The following is a 15,076-nucleotide window of genomic DNA, read 5'->3' on the forward strand; positions in this document are numbered from 1 at the left end:
CTTGGCACCGGGCCCACGCGAATAGATCAGATCCAATCAGATCGTCGCGCCTTCGAGTTCGCCCATCATCTTCTGCATCTCGGCGCCGCCGGCCATCATGTCGAGCACTTCGTCCTTGCTGATGGTGTCTTTCGTGAACGTGCCGAGCGATTTGCCGCGATTGAGCAGCGTGAACGAATCGCCGATCGGATACGCGTGATGAACGTTGTGCGTAATGAAGATCACCGAAATACCTTTGGCGCGCGCCTTGTGAATCAGCTTCAGCACATTGAAGCTCTGCTTCACGCCGAGCGCGGCGGTCGGTTCGTCGAGAATCAGCACGCGCGCGCCGAAGTGAATCGCACGCGCGATCGCCAGACATTGCTTCTCGCCGCCTGACATCGTGCCGATCGGCTGATGCGGGTCGCGCACATTGATGCCCATTTCCGCGAGCTTGTCGCGTGCGGCGGTGGCGCAGTGTTCGAGGTCCATCACGTTGATGAAGCCCAGCAGCTTTTTCTGCGGCTCGCGTCCCATGAAGAAATTGCGCGCTACCGAGAGCAGCGGCACCAGCGCCAGATCCTGATAGACGGTCGCAATGCCGAGATCGAGCGCATCTTTCGGCGACGTGAAGCGCACCGGCTTGCCGTCGACGAGATAGGTGCCTTCGCTCGGCTGATGCACGCCGGCGAGCGTCTTGATCAGCGTCGATTTGCCCGCGCCGTTGTCGCCGAGCAGGCAATGCACTTCGCCGCGCCGCAGCTTGATGTTGATGTCCTTCAACGCGATGATGTTGCCGAAATAGCGGCTGACATTTTCCAGCGACAGGATGTAGTCGCCTTCGGTCTGTTCGAGGGTGCTCATCGTGAACTCCGTGCCTTAGCGAAAATTAGCGAGGTTTAGCGGGACGCCGCGACGCGGCTACGCACGTAGTGGTTGAACAGCACGGCGAACAGCAGCATCACGCCGAGGAACACGCGGAACCAGTCCGAGTCGACATTCGTGTAGGTAATGCCGATCTGCACGACGCCGAAGATCAGCGCGCCGAAGCAGGCGCCGATCACCGAGCCGTAGCCGCCGGTGAGCAGCGTGCCGCCGATTACCGCGGCGATGATCGCTTCGAATTCCGCCTGCAAACCGCGGTCGGCCGCGGCCGAGCCGATGTCGCACACCTGCAGCACCGCATACAGGCACGAGCAGAACGCGGTCAGCACGAACAGCGAGATCTTCACGCGCCGTACCGGCACGCCGACGTTCTTGGCCGCGTTGGCGTCGCCGCCGACGGCAAAGATCCAGTTGCCGAAGCGGGTCCGTGCCAGCACGAACGCGCAGACGATCGCCAGACCGAGCCACCACAGCAGCACCTTGGGAATACCGGGCACGAGCGGCACACCGTTGTCGAGCATCTTGACGAGACCGAGGTGGCCGAGCCAGACGAACAGACCTTTGAACGCGACACCCTGAAACAGCGTGTGCGCCAGCCAGTCCTGACGCGCGACGTCGCCGACACCGGAGATGATCGTGCGGTCGGCAAACATCACGGATAAAGCCAGCGTGAGGCCGCGCAGAATAAACAGGAAGGCGAGCGTGACGATGAACGACGGCAGCCGCGTGCGCATCACCAGATAGCCGTTGAGCGCGCCGAGCAGCATCGAGCCGGCGAACGCGAAAATGATCGCGAGCCAGATCGGCCAGTGGAAGTACATGGTGGGCAGCGCGACCATCATGCCGGCGAAGCCGATCATCGAGCCGATCGACAGATCGAATTCGCCGGCGATCATCAGCACGCACGCGCCGACCGCAATCAGGCCCAGATAGGCCGCGACTTGCGACCAGTTCATCACGCCGTCGAGGTTGAACATGCCCGAGTTGCCGGCCGCCAGGCCGAACACGATAAACACCATCGCGGTGCCGGCGAGCGCCGCGAATTCCGGGCGATTCAGCAGATGCTTGAACCACGATTCGCGGCGTACGCGTTCGTCGGCGCTGGCGGCCGTCGTGGTGCTGGCCTGTCCCGTCGGGTCTTGCGGGTCGGTCGGCGGCTGCTTGCGGGGATGGGGATGAAAAATGTTGGCGACACCCATTTGAAGCTCTCCTTGATACGCCGGCGGGCGACTGGTCGTCGGCAACCCGTGCGGCGTTTGAAGCAAAGTAAATGCGGCGAATAGTGGCGGCCTGTCGCGTCGGTCTGTGCGGCATGCCGGTGCAGCGCGACGAGGCTGCACGTCAAACACAACGGGCGGGCGAGTGCCGGCCGGGCCGAATCGATCCGGCCGGTCCCCGCTTGATTGTTGTTGGCCGCGAGCGAGGCGATCGTCGTGATCGCGATGCCCGCGGCGGGTTGAGGCTATGCGTGGCTAAGCGAACTAGCGAATTACTGGCTTAGCGGTACTGCCCCGCGTACTTCAGCACCTTGTCGACGTTAGCCTTGGTGATGAAGCCCGGCCCCGAGCCGATATTGCGCGGCCCATACGAAGGTGCAAGGCCGTAAGTGGCGAGCCGTTCCTTGAACTTCGGATTGGCCTGCAGGATCTGGCGGATCTTCGCCGGGTCGGTGGTGTGGTCCTTCTTCACGATCGCCAGCACGGCGACCGGGATATAGCCCTGCAAGTACGGTTGCTGATCGATCGCGAACTGGATCGTGCCGTCCTGGATCGCCTTCGCGATGTCGCTGTCGAAGTCGAACGTAGCGAACCAGAGCTTGCCGGCAAGGCCCATCTGTTGCAGCGCCTTGATGGTCGGATCGGCCGACAGCGGACCGAGCGCGAGCACCGCCTGCGTGTCCGGATGATTACGCAGATACGCGCTCACCTTGGACTGCACGCCGGTCGGGTCCTGACCCGCGTCGAGCGTGGAGGTTTTGAAGTCGACGCCGAGCGCATCGGCAAAACCACGGCAGCGTTCGAACGAAGCCGGATTCGTCGCGTAGTGGTTCACGCACAGGAACGACTTGATGCCCGCGGCCTTCGCTTTCTGGCCCGCCGCTTTGCCCGCCGCGTATTCAGGTTGGCCGACGTGCATGATCGCGCCGAGCTGCGCGCTTTGCTCTTCGGTGCCGGAGTTGATCGTGACGAGCGGAATGTGTTTCTGCGTGACCTTGGCGATCGAACTCTTCAGCACGTCGAAGTCGGCGATCGAGACGATCACGCCGTCGTAGTTGCGCGCCGCGGCCTGTTCGACCAGCCGCGCCATGTCGGCGATGTCGCCGTTCGGCGGATTGCGGTAATCGGTCTCGACGTTGAAGTCCTCGTCGGCCTGTTTGATCGCGTTCTTGATGGTGTTCCACCACGAATCCGAATCCGGCGCGTGGCTGATCAGCACGAAATGGGCGTCAGCCGCGCGGGCGGCCGAGGCCGCGCCGAATCCCGTCGCCAACGTCAATGCCGTCACCAGAATCCTGAGCGCACCCTTGCCCTTGCAAAGTCTCATTGTCTCCACCTTTCTCGGTCTGTCGTTATTGAAGGGAGCGTCTGGCGGGCGGCTTTCCGTTCGCAAACCTGGCCGTGCGGGTTCAGCTCGGCGCCATCGCTCACGACCAAGATTAGGCCATCTTCCTGAGCGTTGCAATGAAAATTTCATGACAAATAAAAATAGAAAATACGTTCCATTTGATGGGGTGGCTGCCTATAATCGGCAGCGTCAGGACGCCGTGTGGCGGGCTTTACAGGCCGATACCGCACTGCAATAAAGCACCCGAGAGAGAGCCATGGCGGAAGAGAGCACCGAAGAATTGCCGAGCGTCGAAGAATTGATGCAGCGCATCGCGGAAAACTACGAGGCGCTGCCGCGTCAGTTGAAGAACGTCGCGACGTATATCGAACAGCACCGCGCGAGCGTGATGGTGGATCGCACCAGCGACATTGCCGCGAGTTGCGGCGTGCATCCGTCGGCGGTGGTGCGGTTTGCGCAGCGCTTCGGGTTCTCCGGCTTCTCGGATTTGCAGGCGGTATTTCGTCAGGCTTACACGGGGCAGGGCAGTTCGTCGCCGAGTTATCAGCAGCGCATTCGCAAGCTGATCGACGAGAAGCCGGGCGCGTTGTCGGGCGGTTCGGTGGCGCGGGAATTTATCGCGGCGTCGCGCGGCGGGCTGGAAGAACTCGAAGCCGGCCTCGACGACGCGCAGTTCGACGCCGCCGTGAAGATGCTGCAGCAGGCCGACAACATATACGTGATCGGTGTGCGGCGCTCGTTTCCGGTGGCGAGCTACATCGTCTACGCGTTGCAGCACACGCCCAAGCGCGTGCATCTGGTGTCCGGTTTCGGCGGCATGTACCGCGAACAGATTCGCAGCGTGAAGAAGGGCGACGTGGTGATCGCCATCAGCTTCGCGCCGTACGGCAAGGAAACGCAGTATTGCTTGCGCGTCGCGCATCACCATCAGGCGAAAACGCTGGTGATTACCGATAGCCAACTGTCGCCGCTGTCTCGCTACGCGACCACCCAACTGTATGTGAAAGAGGGCAGTGCGTTCGCGTTCCGCTCGCTGACCAGCACGATCTGTTTGTGCCAGGCGTTGTTTATCGCGCTCGCGTACAAGCTCGAATTGAACGTTGAAGAATCCAAAGACACTGGAGGATACGATGACTGATGTGGCAAAGACGATCGATGTAGCGGTATTCGGCGCGGGACGCATCGGCAAGATTCATGCGGCCAATCTCGCGCGACAGCCGGGCGTGCGGCTCAAGTATGTGGTCGATGTGAATCGCGAGGCCGCCGCGGCGCTCGCCGCCGAGCATGGCGCGCAGGTGGCGGATATAGACGGCGCGATGGGCGACGCGTCGATCGGCGCGACCGTGATCTGTTCGAGCACGGACACGCATGCGGATCTGATTCTGAAATCCGCCGCGCAGAAGAAGCACGTGTTTTGCGAGAAGCCGGTCGATCTCACGCTGGAGCGCGCGCGGGCTTGCGCCGACGCGGTGGCGCGCGCGGGCGTGGTGTGCATGATCGGTTTTCAGCGCCGCTTCGACCCGACGTTTTCCGCATTGAAGGCGCGTATCGACGCGGGTGAGATCGGCACGCCGGAGATGCTGGTGGTGACGAGCCGCGATCCGGGTGCGCCGCCGGTCGATTACATCCGGCATTCGGGCGGCATCTTCAAGGACATGCTGATTCACGACTTCGACATCTTCCGCTGGATTCTCGACGACGAAGCCGACACGCTGCACGCCACCGGCAGTTGCCTGACCGACCCGGCGATTGCCGAGGCGGGCGATATTGATTCGACGGCGGTGACGATCCGCACGAAGCGCGGCCGCTTGTGCCAGATCAACACCGCGCGGCGTGCCGCGTATGGTTACGACCAGCGTTTCGAAGTGCTCGGCAGCACCGGCATGCTGCAGGCGGGCAATGTGCGGCCGACGGAAGTCACGGCGTACTCGAAAACCGAAGTGTCGAGCGATGTGCCCGAAGCGTTTTTCCTCGAACGTTACCGTGCAGCGTATGCGCTTGAAATCGCGCATTTCTTCGATGCGGTGACGCGCGGCAAGCCGGTGCGCACGACCGTCGCCGATGGGTTGAAAGCGCTTGAACTTGCCGATGCCGCCACGCGTTCGTGGCGCGAGGGCCGTGCGGTCAAACTTGGCGAGGCGCTGTGATGAGCGCGGACACGGGGCGGCTGCGGCTGGGTGTGGTGGGGTTGGGGCGGCTGGGCAAGCGCCATGCGGAGAATCTTGCGTACCGGGTGCCGGGCGCCGCGCTGGTGGCGGCCTGCAGTCCGGTGGAGGAGGAGCGCGCGTGGGCGCGTGAGGCGCTGCCCGAGCCGCGGCTTTATAGCGACTACGCCGAATTGCTGGCGGATCGTGAGGTGGATGCGGTGTGGCTGGTGACGCCGTCGTCGTTGCACGCGCAACAGATTATTGATGCGTTGCAGGCCGGCAAGCATGTGTTTTGCGAGAAGCCGTTGTCGCTGGATCTGGCGGAATGCGAGCGGGTGCTGGCCGAGGCGGCGAAGTATCCGCATTTGCAGGCGACGATTGGGTTTATGCGGCGCTTCGATCCGAGCTATCGGGATGCGTTCGACAAGATCGAAGCGGGCGCGATTGGGCGGCCGTTTCTGGTGCGCTCGCAGACGACGGATCAGAACGATACCGATGGTTTTTTTGTGCGCTTCGCGGCGACGTCGGGCGGGATTTTTCTGGATTGCACGGTGCACGATATCGATGTCGCGCGGTGGCTGTTGGGGAAGCCGCGGGCCACGCGGGTGTTTGCCGCTGGGGCGGTGGCGTTGCATGAGGGGTTGCGGGAGTTTGGCGACGTTGACAATGGCGTCGCGATTTGTGAGTTTGAAGGTGGCAAGCTTGCGGTGTTTTATGCGTCGCGGACGCAGGCGCATGGGAACGATAGTCATAGCGAAGTGATCGGCACGGGCGGGGCGCTGGCGATCGGGCGGAATCCGTCGGTGAATCGGGTCGAGATTTACGATCGATCCGGGATCCGGAATGAGTGCACGCCGACGTTTTTTGATCGGTTTGAAGAGGCGTTTCTGGTTGAGGCTAAGGAGTTTGTTGCCGCTGTGCGGGGTGGAAGTGCCTGCGGCGCTAAGCTCGCTGATGCGGTTGAGGCTACGCGGATTGGGAGTGCGTTGAGGGAGTCGCTTCTGAGCGGGCAGGCTGTGGTTTTGTAGGTTGTGGTTGGGCCGCGGCGCTTTGCGTTGTTGGCCTGCTGCTTTGGCCTTTCCTTGAGTTCACGGTGGTCTATTAGCGTTGCCCCTGTGCGGGGCGGCACCTACTTTTCTTTGCTTGCCGCAAAGCAAAGTAGGCAAAAGAAAGCGGCTCAAACCGCCAATTCTTAAGCGGGTTTCGTGGTCCACCACCGGTAGTGGTGCATCTGGAATCTGTGCTCTCGCGCATTCCGCGTTCGTGACAAGGCCATCGTTCATCCCGCCTCGCGCTACGCGCTCGCCGGAACGGTTCACCTCGAACCAGTGGCTTTTCTGCGCGCGGCGGGAGCCGTCGGCTTCGCCTCGGCGATGCGCCAAAATGTGTTGCTGATTTCGGCGTTGTTGAGAAAGCCCCTCATGTTCCGGCGAACACCCGCCACGGGCGCGCACAGCCCCGATGTTCCGGCGAGCACCCGCCACCGGCGCGCCCAGTCCCGATGTTTTGGTGAACGACCGCCACGGCGCGCGCAGCGCCGCCGGAAGAATGACTGCCTTGTCATCAGCGCGGAGTGTACGGGGGCACGGATTCCAGATGAGCCACTACCCGTCGCGGACCATGGGACCCGCTTAAGAGTTAGCGGTTTGAGCCGCTTTCTTTTGCCTACTTTTCTTTGCGGCAGGCAAAGAAAAGTAGGTGCCCCCCCGCACAGGGGGATCGCTAATAGACCACCGCGACAACAAGGAAAGGCCAACGCAGCAGAGAGCACAACTCAAGCGCCGAGCAGGCCAAAAACCAACCTCAAAAATCGCCCAACCCCAACCCCCGCTTATAATCAAAGATTCCACGCATCCACCAGCAGAAAGCCCCATGAGCGAGACCCCGAGCGACACCGCGAGCGACACCACCGCCACCGACACCCTCTCCAAGAGCTTCGAACCCCACACCATCGAAGCCCACTGGGGCCCGGAATGGGAAAAACGCGCTTACGCCGCACCTTCATTCGACGGGAACAAGAAAGACTTCTCGATCCAGCTGCCGCCGCCGAACGTCACAGGCACCCTGCATATGGGTCACGCCTTCAACCAGACGATCATGGACGGCCTCACCCGCTATCACCGCATGCTCGGCGAAAACACCCTGTGGGTGCCGGGCACCGACCACGCGGGCATCGCCACGCAAATCGTCGTCGAACGTCAACTCGACGCGCAAGGCGTGTCGCGCCATGACCTCGGCCGCGAAAAATTCGTCGAACGCGTCTGGGACTGGAAAGAGCAGTCCGGCTCGACCATCACGAATCAGGTCCGCCGCCTCGGCGCCTCGATCGACTGGTCGCGCGAATACTTCACGATGGACGACAAAATGTCGACCGCCGTGCGCGACGTGTTCGTCCGCCTGTATGAACAAGGCCTGATCTATCGCGGCAAACGCCTCGTCAACTGGGACCCGGTACTGATGACGGCCGTGTCCGATCTCGAAGTGGTCAGCGAAGAAGAAAACGGCTTCCTCTGGCATATCCAGTACCCGCTCACCGACGGCTCCGGCCATCTGACGGTCGCGACCACCCGCCCGGAAACCATGCTCGGCGACACCGCCGCGATGGTCCACCCGGAAGACGAGCGCTACGCGCACCTGATCGGCAAGACCGTCACGCTGCCGCTATCGGGCCGCGAAGTGCCGATCATCGCCGACGATTACGTCGACCGCGAATTCGGCACCGGCGTCGTCAAGGTCACGCCCGCGCACGACCTGAACGACTACGCGGTCGGCCAGCGCCACAACCTGCCCATGATCGAAATCTTCACGCTCGACGCGAAGATCAACGGGAACGCGCCGGAAAAATACCGCGGCCTCGACCGTTTCGACGCTCGCAAGCAGGTGGTGGCGGATCTCGAAGCGCTCGGCGTGCTCGAATCGGTCAAGCCGCACAAGCTGATGGTGCCGCGCGGCGACCGCACGAACGTGATCATCGAGCCGATGCTGACGGACCAATGGTTCGTGGCCATGAGCAAGCCGGCGCCGGAAGGCACCTTCAATCCGGGTAAATCGATCGCCGAAACCGCGCTGGACGTGGTCCGCAGCGGCGAGATCAAATTCGTGCCGGAAAACTGGAGCTCCACGTACTACCAGTGGCTCGAAAACATCCAGGACTGGTGCATCTCGCGTCAACTCTGGTGGGGCCATCAGATTCCGGCCTGGTACGGCGAAAACGGCGAGATCTTCGTCGCGAAAAACGAAGAAGATGCACGCGCCAAGGCCACCGCAGCCGGCTACACGGGTGCACTGAAGCGCGACGAAGACGTGCTCGACACATGGTTCTCGTCGGCGCTGGTGCCGTTCTCGTCGCTCGGCTGGCCGAACGAAACGCCGGAACTGAAGCATTTCATGCCGTCGTCGGTGTTGGTGACCGGCTTCGACATCATCTTTTTCTGGGTCGCGCGCATGGTCATGATGACCACGCACTTCACCGGCAAGGTGCCGTTCGACACGGTCTACGTGCACGGTCTGGTGCGCGACGCCGAAGGCCAGAAGATGTCGAAGAGCAAGGGCAATACGCTCGACCCGATCGATATCGTCGACGGTATCGACCTCGACACGCTGGTCGCCAAGCGCACCACCGGCCTGATGAATCCGAAGCAGGCCGCATCGATCGAAAAGAAAACCCGCAAGGAATTCCCGGACGGCATCCCGGCGTTCGGCACCGACGCGCTGCGCTTCACGATGGCCTCCATGGCCACGCTCGGCCGCAACGTCAACTTTGATCTCGCGCGCTGCGAAGGCTATCGCAACTTCTGCAACAAGCTGTGGAATGCCACCCGTTTCGTGCTGATGAACTGCGAAGGCCACGATTGCGGCTTCGAGCAGCCGGCACAGTGCGGCGAATGCGGCCCGGACGGCCATCTGCACTTCTCGCAGGCCGACTACTGGATCGTCTCGCGCCTGCAGCGCGTGGAAGCGGAAATCGCCAAGGGTTTCGCCGACTATCGTTTTGACAATGTGGCCAACGCCCTATACAAGTTCGTATGGGACGAATACTGTGACTGGTATCTCGAACTCGCCAAGGTTCAGATCCAGACGGGTCAGCCGAACCAGCAGCGCGCCACGCGCCGCACGCTGTTGCGCGTGCTCGAGACGGTGCTGCGCCTCGCGCATCCGGTGATTCCTTTCATTACCGAAGCGTTGTGGCAGAAAGTGGCGCCGTTGGCCGGACGTTATCCCGCGGGCAAGGCCGAGGGCGAAGCGTCCATCATGGTGCAACCTTACCCTGTTGCCGAGCCTTCGAAGATCGACGAAGACGCGGAACAATGGGCAGCCGATCTGAAAGCGGTGATCGACGCGTGCCGGAATCTGCGCGGTGAAATGAATCTGTCGCCGGCGGTCAAGGTGCCGTTGCTCGCGGCCGGCAACGCGGAGCGCCTGCGTACCTTCGCTCCGTACGCGAAGGCGCTGGCCCGTTTGTCGGAAGTGCAGATCATCGCGGACGAAGCAACGCTGGACGCCCAGGCAGATGGCGCGCCAATTGCTATCGTAGGGAATGACAAGCTCGTCCTGAAGGTCGAAATCGATGTCGCCGTGGAGCGCGAGCGTTTGTCGAAAGAGATTGCGCGGTTGAGCACGGAAATCATCAAGTGCAACGGCAAATTGCAGAACGAAAGTTTTGTTGCGAAGGCGCCGCCGGCAGTCGTTGAGCAGGAGCAGAAAAGGCGGGCTGAATTCGAAGCCACGGTGGGCAAGCTGCAAGCCCAGTTGGCGCGGTTGCCCGCCTGATCGGGGCTCCGTGTCCGCCTGTGATCAGAGGGTGATCGGGCGGACAAGGACTGATAGCTAAACCAGAGGACTCAGGGTAATCACATGCTAAAAGTTACAAAAGCGGTATTTCCGGTAGCAGGTCTTGGCACGCGGTTTCTCCCCGCCACGAAGGCGAGCCCGAAGGAAATGCTGCCGATCGTCGACAAGCCGCTGATTCAATATGCGGTGGAAGAAGCCATGGCGGCCGGCATCACCGAAATGATTTTCGTCACGGGGCGCAGCAAGCGGGCCATTGAGGACCACTTCGATAAATCGTACGAAATCGAAGCGGAACTGGAAGCGCGCGGCAAGGACAAGCTGCTCGAACTGGTGCGCAGCATCAAGCCGAGCCATGTGGACTGCTTCTACGTGCGTCAGCCGGAAGCACTGGGCCTCGGTCACGCGGTGCTGTGCGCGGAAAAGCTGGTGGGCGACAACCCGTTCGCCGTGATTCTCGCGGACGACTTGCTGTACGGCACGCCGCCGGTCATGACGCAGATGATCGAGGTGTTCGACCACTATCACAGCTCGGTGATTGGCGTCGAAGAGATCCCGGCACAGGAAACCAAGTCGTACGGCATTGTCGACGGCAAGGAGTGGGAAGACTCAATCATCAAGATGTCGGGCATCATCGAGAAGCCGGAACCGAGCGTGGCGCCGTCGAATCTCGGCGTGGTGGGCCGGTACGTGTTGAAGCCGCGTATCTTCGAACATTTGCGCGCGCTGAAACCGGGCGCTGGCGGCGAATTGCAACTGACGGACGCGATCCAATCGTTGCTCGCCGACGAACAGGTGCTGGCGTACAAGTATCACGGCACGCGTTTCGACTGCGGCAGCAAGCTTGGCTATCTGAAGGCGACGGTCGAGTTCGCGTTGCGTCATCCGGAAGTGGCCGCTGATTTCGAAGAATATTTGCGTACCCGTTCGCCGGTGCTGGAAGGCTGAACGAGAGTTAGGCGCATTGGCCTGTTCGCAGGTCGTTTTAGCCTCTCGATAGCATCAGACTGACGTAAAAAAGGCGCTGTGCCCGCGATTGCGGGGCACAGCGCCTTTTGTTTGGGCGTTCGGTGCGTGAGTGACTGCCGGGTTAGCGGCGTTTCATCAGGAACGTGAAGACTTTGTCGTGAGTCGAGGTTTCGACGATTTCGTTGCCGGTTTGTTTGGCGAAGGCGGCGAAATCGCGCTGCGAGCCGGGGTCGGTGGCGAGCACTTTGAGAATCTGGCCGCTTTCCATGTCGGCGAGCGCTTTTTTGGCGCGCAAGATGGGCAGCGGGCACAACAGGCCGCGTGCATCGACTTCTTTGTGAATCTGAATTTGCATCGACGATGACCTTCGGGAACGGCGCGTCGCTTGCGGCGACGCTGAAGTGTGAAATTCTACAGCAGGGTGTGTCGGGGCGTGCGGCGATGGGCTGGGCTGTCGTTGCTTCGGCGTTGTCGGCCTTGGCTTGCCGTCGACGCGCCTGCCCGGATGCTTACTAACTAACCCTTCGCGCCTTGATCCGTTTCGGCGCATCGGTTCGACTGTTGATCGAGAAGATCGAAAGCCTCGTCGATGTAGTGCGTCAACGGACGCGCCGCGTCGTCCAGTCGCCAGTTGTCTTTGGCAAACCGGAGCGTACCCATCGCCATCATGGCGGCCAGACGCAAAGCCGGTCGCCGGATCGGATCGGGCCATAGTTCGTACATCGCCTCGGCCAGTACCGCCTCCAACTGAATATGAAGCGCTTCTTTGCGCAGCCGAAGCGTTTCTATCGATCGCAGGATTCGGTCCGCCATGACCGATTCCTCGGTCTCATACAGCGACGCCAAGGTCAAAAAAGTCTTCCGGGCCGCGTCGAACGGCGATTGCTCCGGCGCTTGCTTCAGGAAAGTGGGACGCAGAAGGCGCGGGATGTTGCCGCTCTCGTGCGCCAGCAGAACCTCTTCCTTCGACTTCAGATAATAGAAAAAAGTACGCCGCGAGATGCCCGCTGCCGCGGCGATCGCGTCGAGCGTCGTCGCTTCGTAACCGTTTTCTATGAAAAGCTTGAGACCGGCTTGGGCGATCTGATCGAGCGTCAACTGACGTTTGCGTTCGCGCAACTCGTTCGGGATTTTCTCTGTGTTACTCATCGTGGTCACTCTGACGGCCGCTGCGATTCAGTATTTTTCCACCCGGAAAGCAGTCTGAACTTGCCGGGGGTGTAAGGGTTCAGGGGCGCTTTATCGCTATCGGAATCGAACATGGTCCGTGGCCGGCAGGCGGCGACGGGCGATTCCCGTCCTCTGATTATGCCGTAGCCGCCCGATGCCTCCGCCGCGCGCTTGCGCCGGAACGAAGCGATCACACTCCGTATTTCTTGACAGAACTACACTCAGTGCGATAAATTGCACTGAGTGTAGTTCTGTTTTGTCGAAATAACGGAGTGGCTAACATGACGTCATCAAAAATCTGGTTTATCACCGGTGCATCGAGCGGGTTCGGTCGTGTGTGGACGGAGGCGGCGCTGCAACGCGGCGACCGGGTCGTCGCCACCGCGCGAGACGTGAGCAAGCTCAATGATCTGGTCACCGCGCATGGCGATGCGGTTCTGGCCTTAGCGCTCGACGTGACGGATCGGCATGCCGTATTCGAGGCGGTCGGTCAGGCGCATCGGCATTTTGGCCGCCTCGACGTTATCGTGAGTAATGCCGGTTATGGTTATATGGGCGCGATCGAGGAACTGGAGCCCGAGCAAGCCAAAGCCAGCTTCGACACCAACGTATTCGGGACGCTCTCGGTCATTCAGGCCGCGCTGCCGATCCTGCGAGCGCAGGCCAGCGGTCATATCCTGACGGTGTCGAGCATAGGCGGCGTAATTGCCTTCCCGACCGGCGGCACGTACACGGCCACCAAGTTCGCCGTCGAAGCCTTGTCGGAAGCCCTGGCGGCCGAAGTCGCCGCATTCGGCATCAAAGTCACGATCGTGGAACCGGGCCACTTCACCACCGGGTTTCGCGCGGCGGTGCAAGTCCCACCGGCCATCGACGCTTACAACCCCATCCGCCAGACCATTCGCGCGTCATTCAAACCCGGGGATTTCGGCGATCCGGTCGCCACCTCCGCGGCCATTTTCCAAGCCGTGGACGCTGCCGAGCCGCCACTTCGCCTCGTGCTCGGTTCGACGACGATCGCGAAGTTCAAGGCGGTTTACGCGGCGCGACTGGCCAATTGGGACAAATGGGAAACCGTATCGAATGCAGCTCACGGCACGCAACCGGTTTAACGCCGCGATTGTGCGAAGTCGATCAAAAACCCGAATGGTCGAACATTCCATCGACACTCGATCTCAACCCAAGACGGACTCTATTCATGTCGTTTTCATTGAAGTCACTTTGTGCGGCCGCCCTGATCAGCGCCGCGCCGTTTTCTGCCGCGTTCGCGGCTGACACGTTCGCGCTGGACCCAGCCCATACCCAGACCATTTTCACGATCGACCATCTCGGTTTCTCGACAATCACCGGAGCGGTTCACGATATTAAAGGCACGCTGCTTCTGGATACGGCGAAACCCGAAAGCAGCGTGGTGACGGTGACCATGGCCGCGGACAGCGTCGACACGGGCTTCGCGGCTCGCGACAAAAGTCTGCAAGGGCCGATGTTCTTCAACGTCGCGCAATTTCCGACCATGACATTCAAGAGCACGCACATCAAAATGACGGGCGACAAGACGGCCGACATTCAGGGCGACTTCACCCTGCTCGGGATCACCAAACCGCTGATTCTCAAGACAACGTTCAATCGCATGGCGCAGGACACGACCGGTACAAACGTATTTAAGGCCGGCTTTACCGCCACGACGATAATCAGGCGTTCCGATTTCGGCATGAAGGCCTATGTCCCTTATGTTGGCGACGACGTCCACGTGACGATCAATTTCGAAGGTATCAAGCAATAGGCCTTCGGTCTTCGCTGACTCGAAACCGATTTAGACTGGTTCACGTTGGATCGAACACCCGGACAGGAGGGCGTGAACAATGAAACTGCTATTGCTGGGAGCGACCGGGTTAGTGGGAAGCAGAACCTTGAAGCTCGCGCTCTCCAATCCCGCCTTTTCCGAGGTGATTGCGCCGACGCGGACGCCGCTTGCACCAAACGACAGACTGGTGAACCCGACCGGCTCGCGCCTCGACGAGCTGGTTCCACCGTTGATGTCGTACCGGCCCGATGCGGTTATCTGCGCATTGGGCACGACCCAGGCCAAAGCGGGCACGAAGGAAGCGTTCCGTTATGTCGACTACGAACTCCCCGTTGCAATCGGCAAAGCCGCGCATCGTGCCGGCGTGGAGACGTATGCGATTGTGACCGCGATGGGCGCATCGACTCAGTCCATGAGCTTCTACTACCGGACCAAAGGCGAGGTCGAGCGGGACATCCTGGACATCGGATTCCGCTCGCTGACGATCTGCCAACCCAGCCTTATCGGCGGGGAGCGGAATGAAGCGAGGCGCGCGGAGGGCGCGGCGCTGACGGTGCTTCGGCTGCTGGCGCCGATCCTGCCGCGGAAATTCCACGTCAATCCGGCAGAGGCCATTGCTGCGGCCTTACTCGACGCAGTCGTCGTTGCAAAAACGGGTTGTCGTCGGATCTATTCCGAAGAAATGAACTGAGCGTGTCGGCCCGGGTTCCGCGGCCGGAAGGATCGCGAAAAAGGGCCGCTGCCGGACGGACAATCAAAAAAACCGCGC

13 protein-coding genes are annotated in these 15,076 nt (G+C 61.2%); 8 read left to right on the forward strand and 5 right to left on the reverse strand.

Annotation, left to right across the window (positions count from 1 at the left end; translation table 11 throughout):
* Positions 1-36 precede the first annotated feature (36 nt).
* The 3 genes from HWY05_RS21900 to HWY05_RS21910 form a co-directional block, all read right to left on the reverse strand.
* The gene (locus tag HWY05_RS21900; RefSeq protein ID WP_035547022.1) at positions 37-843 is read right to left on the reverse strand and encodes an ATP-binding cassette domain-containing protein; all 807 of its coding nucleotides are present in this window, start codon (positions 841-843) and stop codon (positions 37-39) included.
* 35 nt (positions 844-878) lie between these two features.
* On the reverse strand, positions 879-2,063 hold the full coding sequence (locus HWY05_RS21905) for an ABC transporter permease (RefSeq protein ID WP_176059617.1): 1,185 nt from the start codon (positions 2,061-2,063) through the stop codon (positions 879-881).
* A gap of 298 nt (positions 2,064-2,361) precedes the next feature.
* Positions 2,362-3,408 carry a sugar ABC transporter substrate-binding protein gene (locus HWY05_RS21910; RefSeq protein ID WP_035547018.1) on the reverse strand — a complete coding sequence of 349 codons (1,047 nt, stop codon included), beginning with the start codon at positions 3,406-3,408 and terminating at the stop codon, positions 2,362-2,364.
* Positions 3,409-3,685: 277 nt separating this feature from the next.
* Between HWY05_RS21910 and HWY05_RS21915 the strand changes: the two genes are divergently transcribed.
* From HWY05_RS21915 to galU, 5 genes are all read left to right on the forward strand, one after another.
* Positions 3,686-4,567 carry a MurR/RpiR family transcriptional regulator gene (locus HWY05_RS21915; RefSeq protein WP_111934846.1) on the forward strand — a complete coding sequence of 294 codons (882 nt, stop codon included), beginning with the start codon at positions 3,686-3,688 and terminating at the stop codon, positions 4,565-4,567.
* Positions 4,560-5,576 (forward strand): inositol 2-dehydrogenase, encoded by a 1,017-nt coding sequence (gene iolG / locus HWY05_RS21920; protein ID WP_035547010.1) that lies wholly within the window; start codon positions 4,560-4,562, stop codon positions 5,574-5,576. The genes HWY05_RS21915 and iolG overlap by 8 nt, the downstream gene beginning before the upstream one ends.
* Positions 5,576-6,604 (forward strand): Gfo/Idh/MocA family oxidoreductase, encoded by a 1,029-nt coding sequence (locus tag HWY05_RS21925; RefSeq protein ID WP_176059618.1) that lies wholly within the window; start codon positions 5,576-5,578, stop codon positions 6,602-6,604. Before iolG ends, HWY05_RS21925 begins: the two co-directional genes overlap by 1 nt.
* Positions 6,605-7,448: 844 nt before the next feature.
* Positions 7,449-10,346, forward strand: a complete 2,898-nt coding sequence (locus tag HWY05_RS21930) for a valine--tRNA ligase (protein WP_176059619.1) — start codon at positions 7,449-7,451, stop codon at positions 10,344-10,346.
* An 84-nt stretch (positions 10,347-10,430) separates the two neighbouring features.
* Positions 10,431-11,312, forward strand: a complete 882-nt coding sequence (galU, locus tag HWY05_RS21935; protein WP_035547003.1) for a UTP--glucose-1-phosphate uridylyltransferase GalU — start codon at positions 10,431-10,433, stop codon at positions 11,310-11,312.
* 142 nt (positions 11,313-11,454) lie between these two features.
* On the opposite strand, the gene HWY05_RS21940 is transcribed toward galU, so the two are convergent.
* Both HWY05_RS21940 and HWY05_RS21945 read right to left on the reverse strand, forming a co-directional pair.
* The gene (locus HWY05_RS21940; RefSeq protein ID WP_035549249.1) at positions 11,455-11,682 is read right to left on the reverse strand and encodes a sulfurtransferase TusA family protein; all 228 of its coding nucleotides are present in this window, start codon (positions 11,680-11,682) and stop codon (positions 11,455-11,457) included.
* Positions 11,683-11,849: 167 nt separating this feature from the next.
* A complete protein-coding gene (locus HWY05_RS21945) occupies positions 11,850-12,431 on the reverse strand; it encodes a TetR/AcrR family transcriptional regulator (RefSeq protein WP_176059620.1) in 582 nt (193 codons plus the stop codon).
* Between the two features lie 353 nt (positions 12,432-12,784).
* On the opposite strand from HWY05_RS21945, the gene HWY05_RS21950 reads away from it, so the two are divergent.
* The 3 genes from HWY05_RS21950 to HWY05_RS21960 all read left to right on the forward strand — a co-directional run bounded on the left by HWY05_RS21950 (position 12,785) and on the right by HWY05_RS21960 (position 14,998).
* Positions 12,785-13,615: an SDR family NAD(P)-dependent oxidoreductase gene (locus HWY05_RS21950; RefSeq protein ID WP_176059621.1), complete on the forward strand. Its 831-nt coding sequence runs from the start codon at positions 12,785-12,787 to the stop codon at positions 13,613-13,615.
* Between the two features lie 8 nt (positions 13,616-13,623).
* Complete coding sequence (locus HWY05_RS21955) at positions 13,624-14,286, forward strand: YceI family protein (RefSeq protein WP_176059622.1); 663 nt, start codon at positions 13,624-13,626, stop codon at positions 14,284-14,286.
* 79 nt (positions 14,287-14,365) lie between these two features.
* Positions 14,366-14,998: an NAD-dependent epimerase/dehydratase family protein gene (locus HWY05_RS21960; RefSeq protein WP_035546996.1), complete on the forward strand. Its 633-nt coding sequence runs from the start codon at positions 14,366-14,368 to the stop codon at positions 14,996-14,998.
* The last annotated feature ends 78 nt before the right edge of the window (positions 14,999-15,076 follow it).

Origin of the sequence: Paraburkholderia sp. BCC1876 (genome assembly GCF_902833695.1) — a bacterium.
In the GTDB taxonomy this organism is placed as follows: Bacteria; Pseudomonadota; Gammaproteobacteria; order Burkholderiales; family Burkholderiaceae; genus Paraburkholderia.

Excerpts from the sequence above, each read along its gene's own strand:
- HWY05_RS21950 (WP_176059621.1), top strand. The coding sequence starts at position 12,785 with ATGACGTCATCAAAAATCTGGTTTATCACCGGTGCATCGAGCGGGTTC.
- HWY05_RS21915 (WP_111934846.1), top strand. The coding sequence starts at position 3,686 with ATGGCGGAAGAGAGCACCGAAGAATTGCCGAGCGTCGAAGAATTGATG.
- HWY05_RS21900 (WP_035547022.1), bottom strand. The coding sequence starts at position 843 with ATGAGCACCCTCGAACAGACCGAAGGCGACTACATCCTGTCGCTGGAA.
- HWY05_RS21925 (WP_176059618.1), top strand. The coding sequence starts at position 5,576 with ATGAGCGCGGACACGGGGCGGCTGCGGCTGGGTGTGGTGGGGTTGGGG.
- HWY05_RS21960 (WP_035546996.1), top strand. The coding sequence starts at position 14,366 with ATGAAACTGCTATTGCTGGGAGCGACCGGGTTAGTGGGAAGCAGAACC.
- iolG (WP_035547010.1), top strand. The coding sequence starts at position 4,560 with ATGACTGATGTGGCAAAGACGATCGATGTAGCGGTATTCGGCGCGGGA.
- galU (WP_035547003.1), top strand. The coding sequence starts at position 10,431 with ATGCTAAAAGTTACAAAAGCGGTATTTCCGGTAGCAGGTCTTGGCACG.
- HWY05_RS21910 (WP_035547018.1), bottom strand. The coding sequence starts at position 3,408 with ATGAGACTTTGCAAGGGCAAGGGTGCGCTCAGGATTCTGGTGACGGCA.
- HWY05_RS21930 (WP_176059619.1), top strand. The coding sequence starts at position 7,449 with ATGAGCGAGACCCCGAGCGACACCGCGAGCGACACCACCGCCACCGAC.
- HWY05_RS21905 (WP_176059617.1), bottom strand. The coding sequence starts at position 2,063 with ATGGGTGTCGCCAACATTTTTCATCCCCATCCCCGCAAGCAGCCGCCG.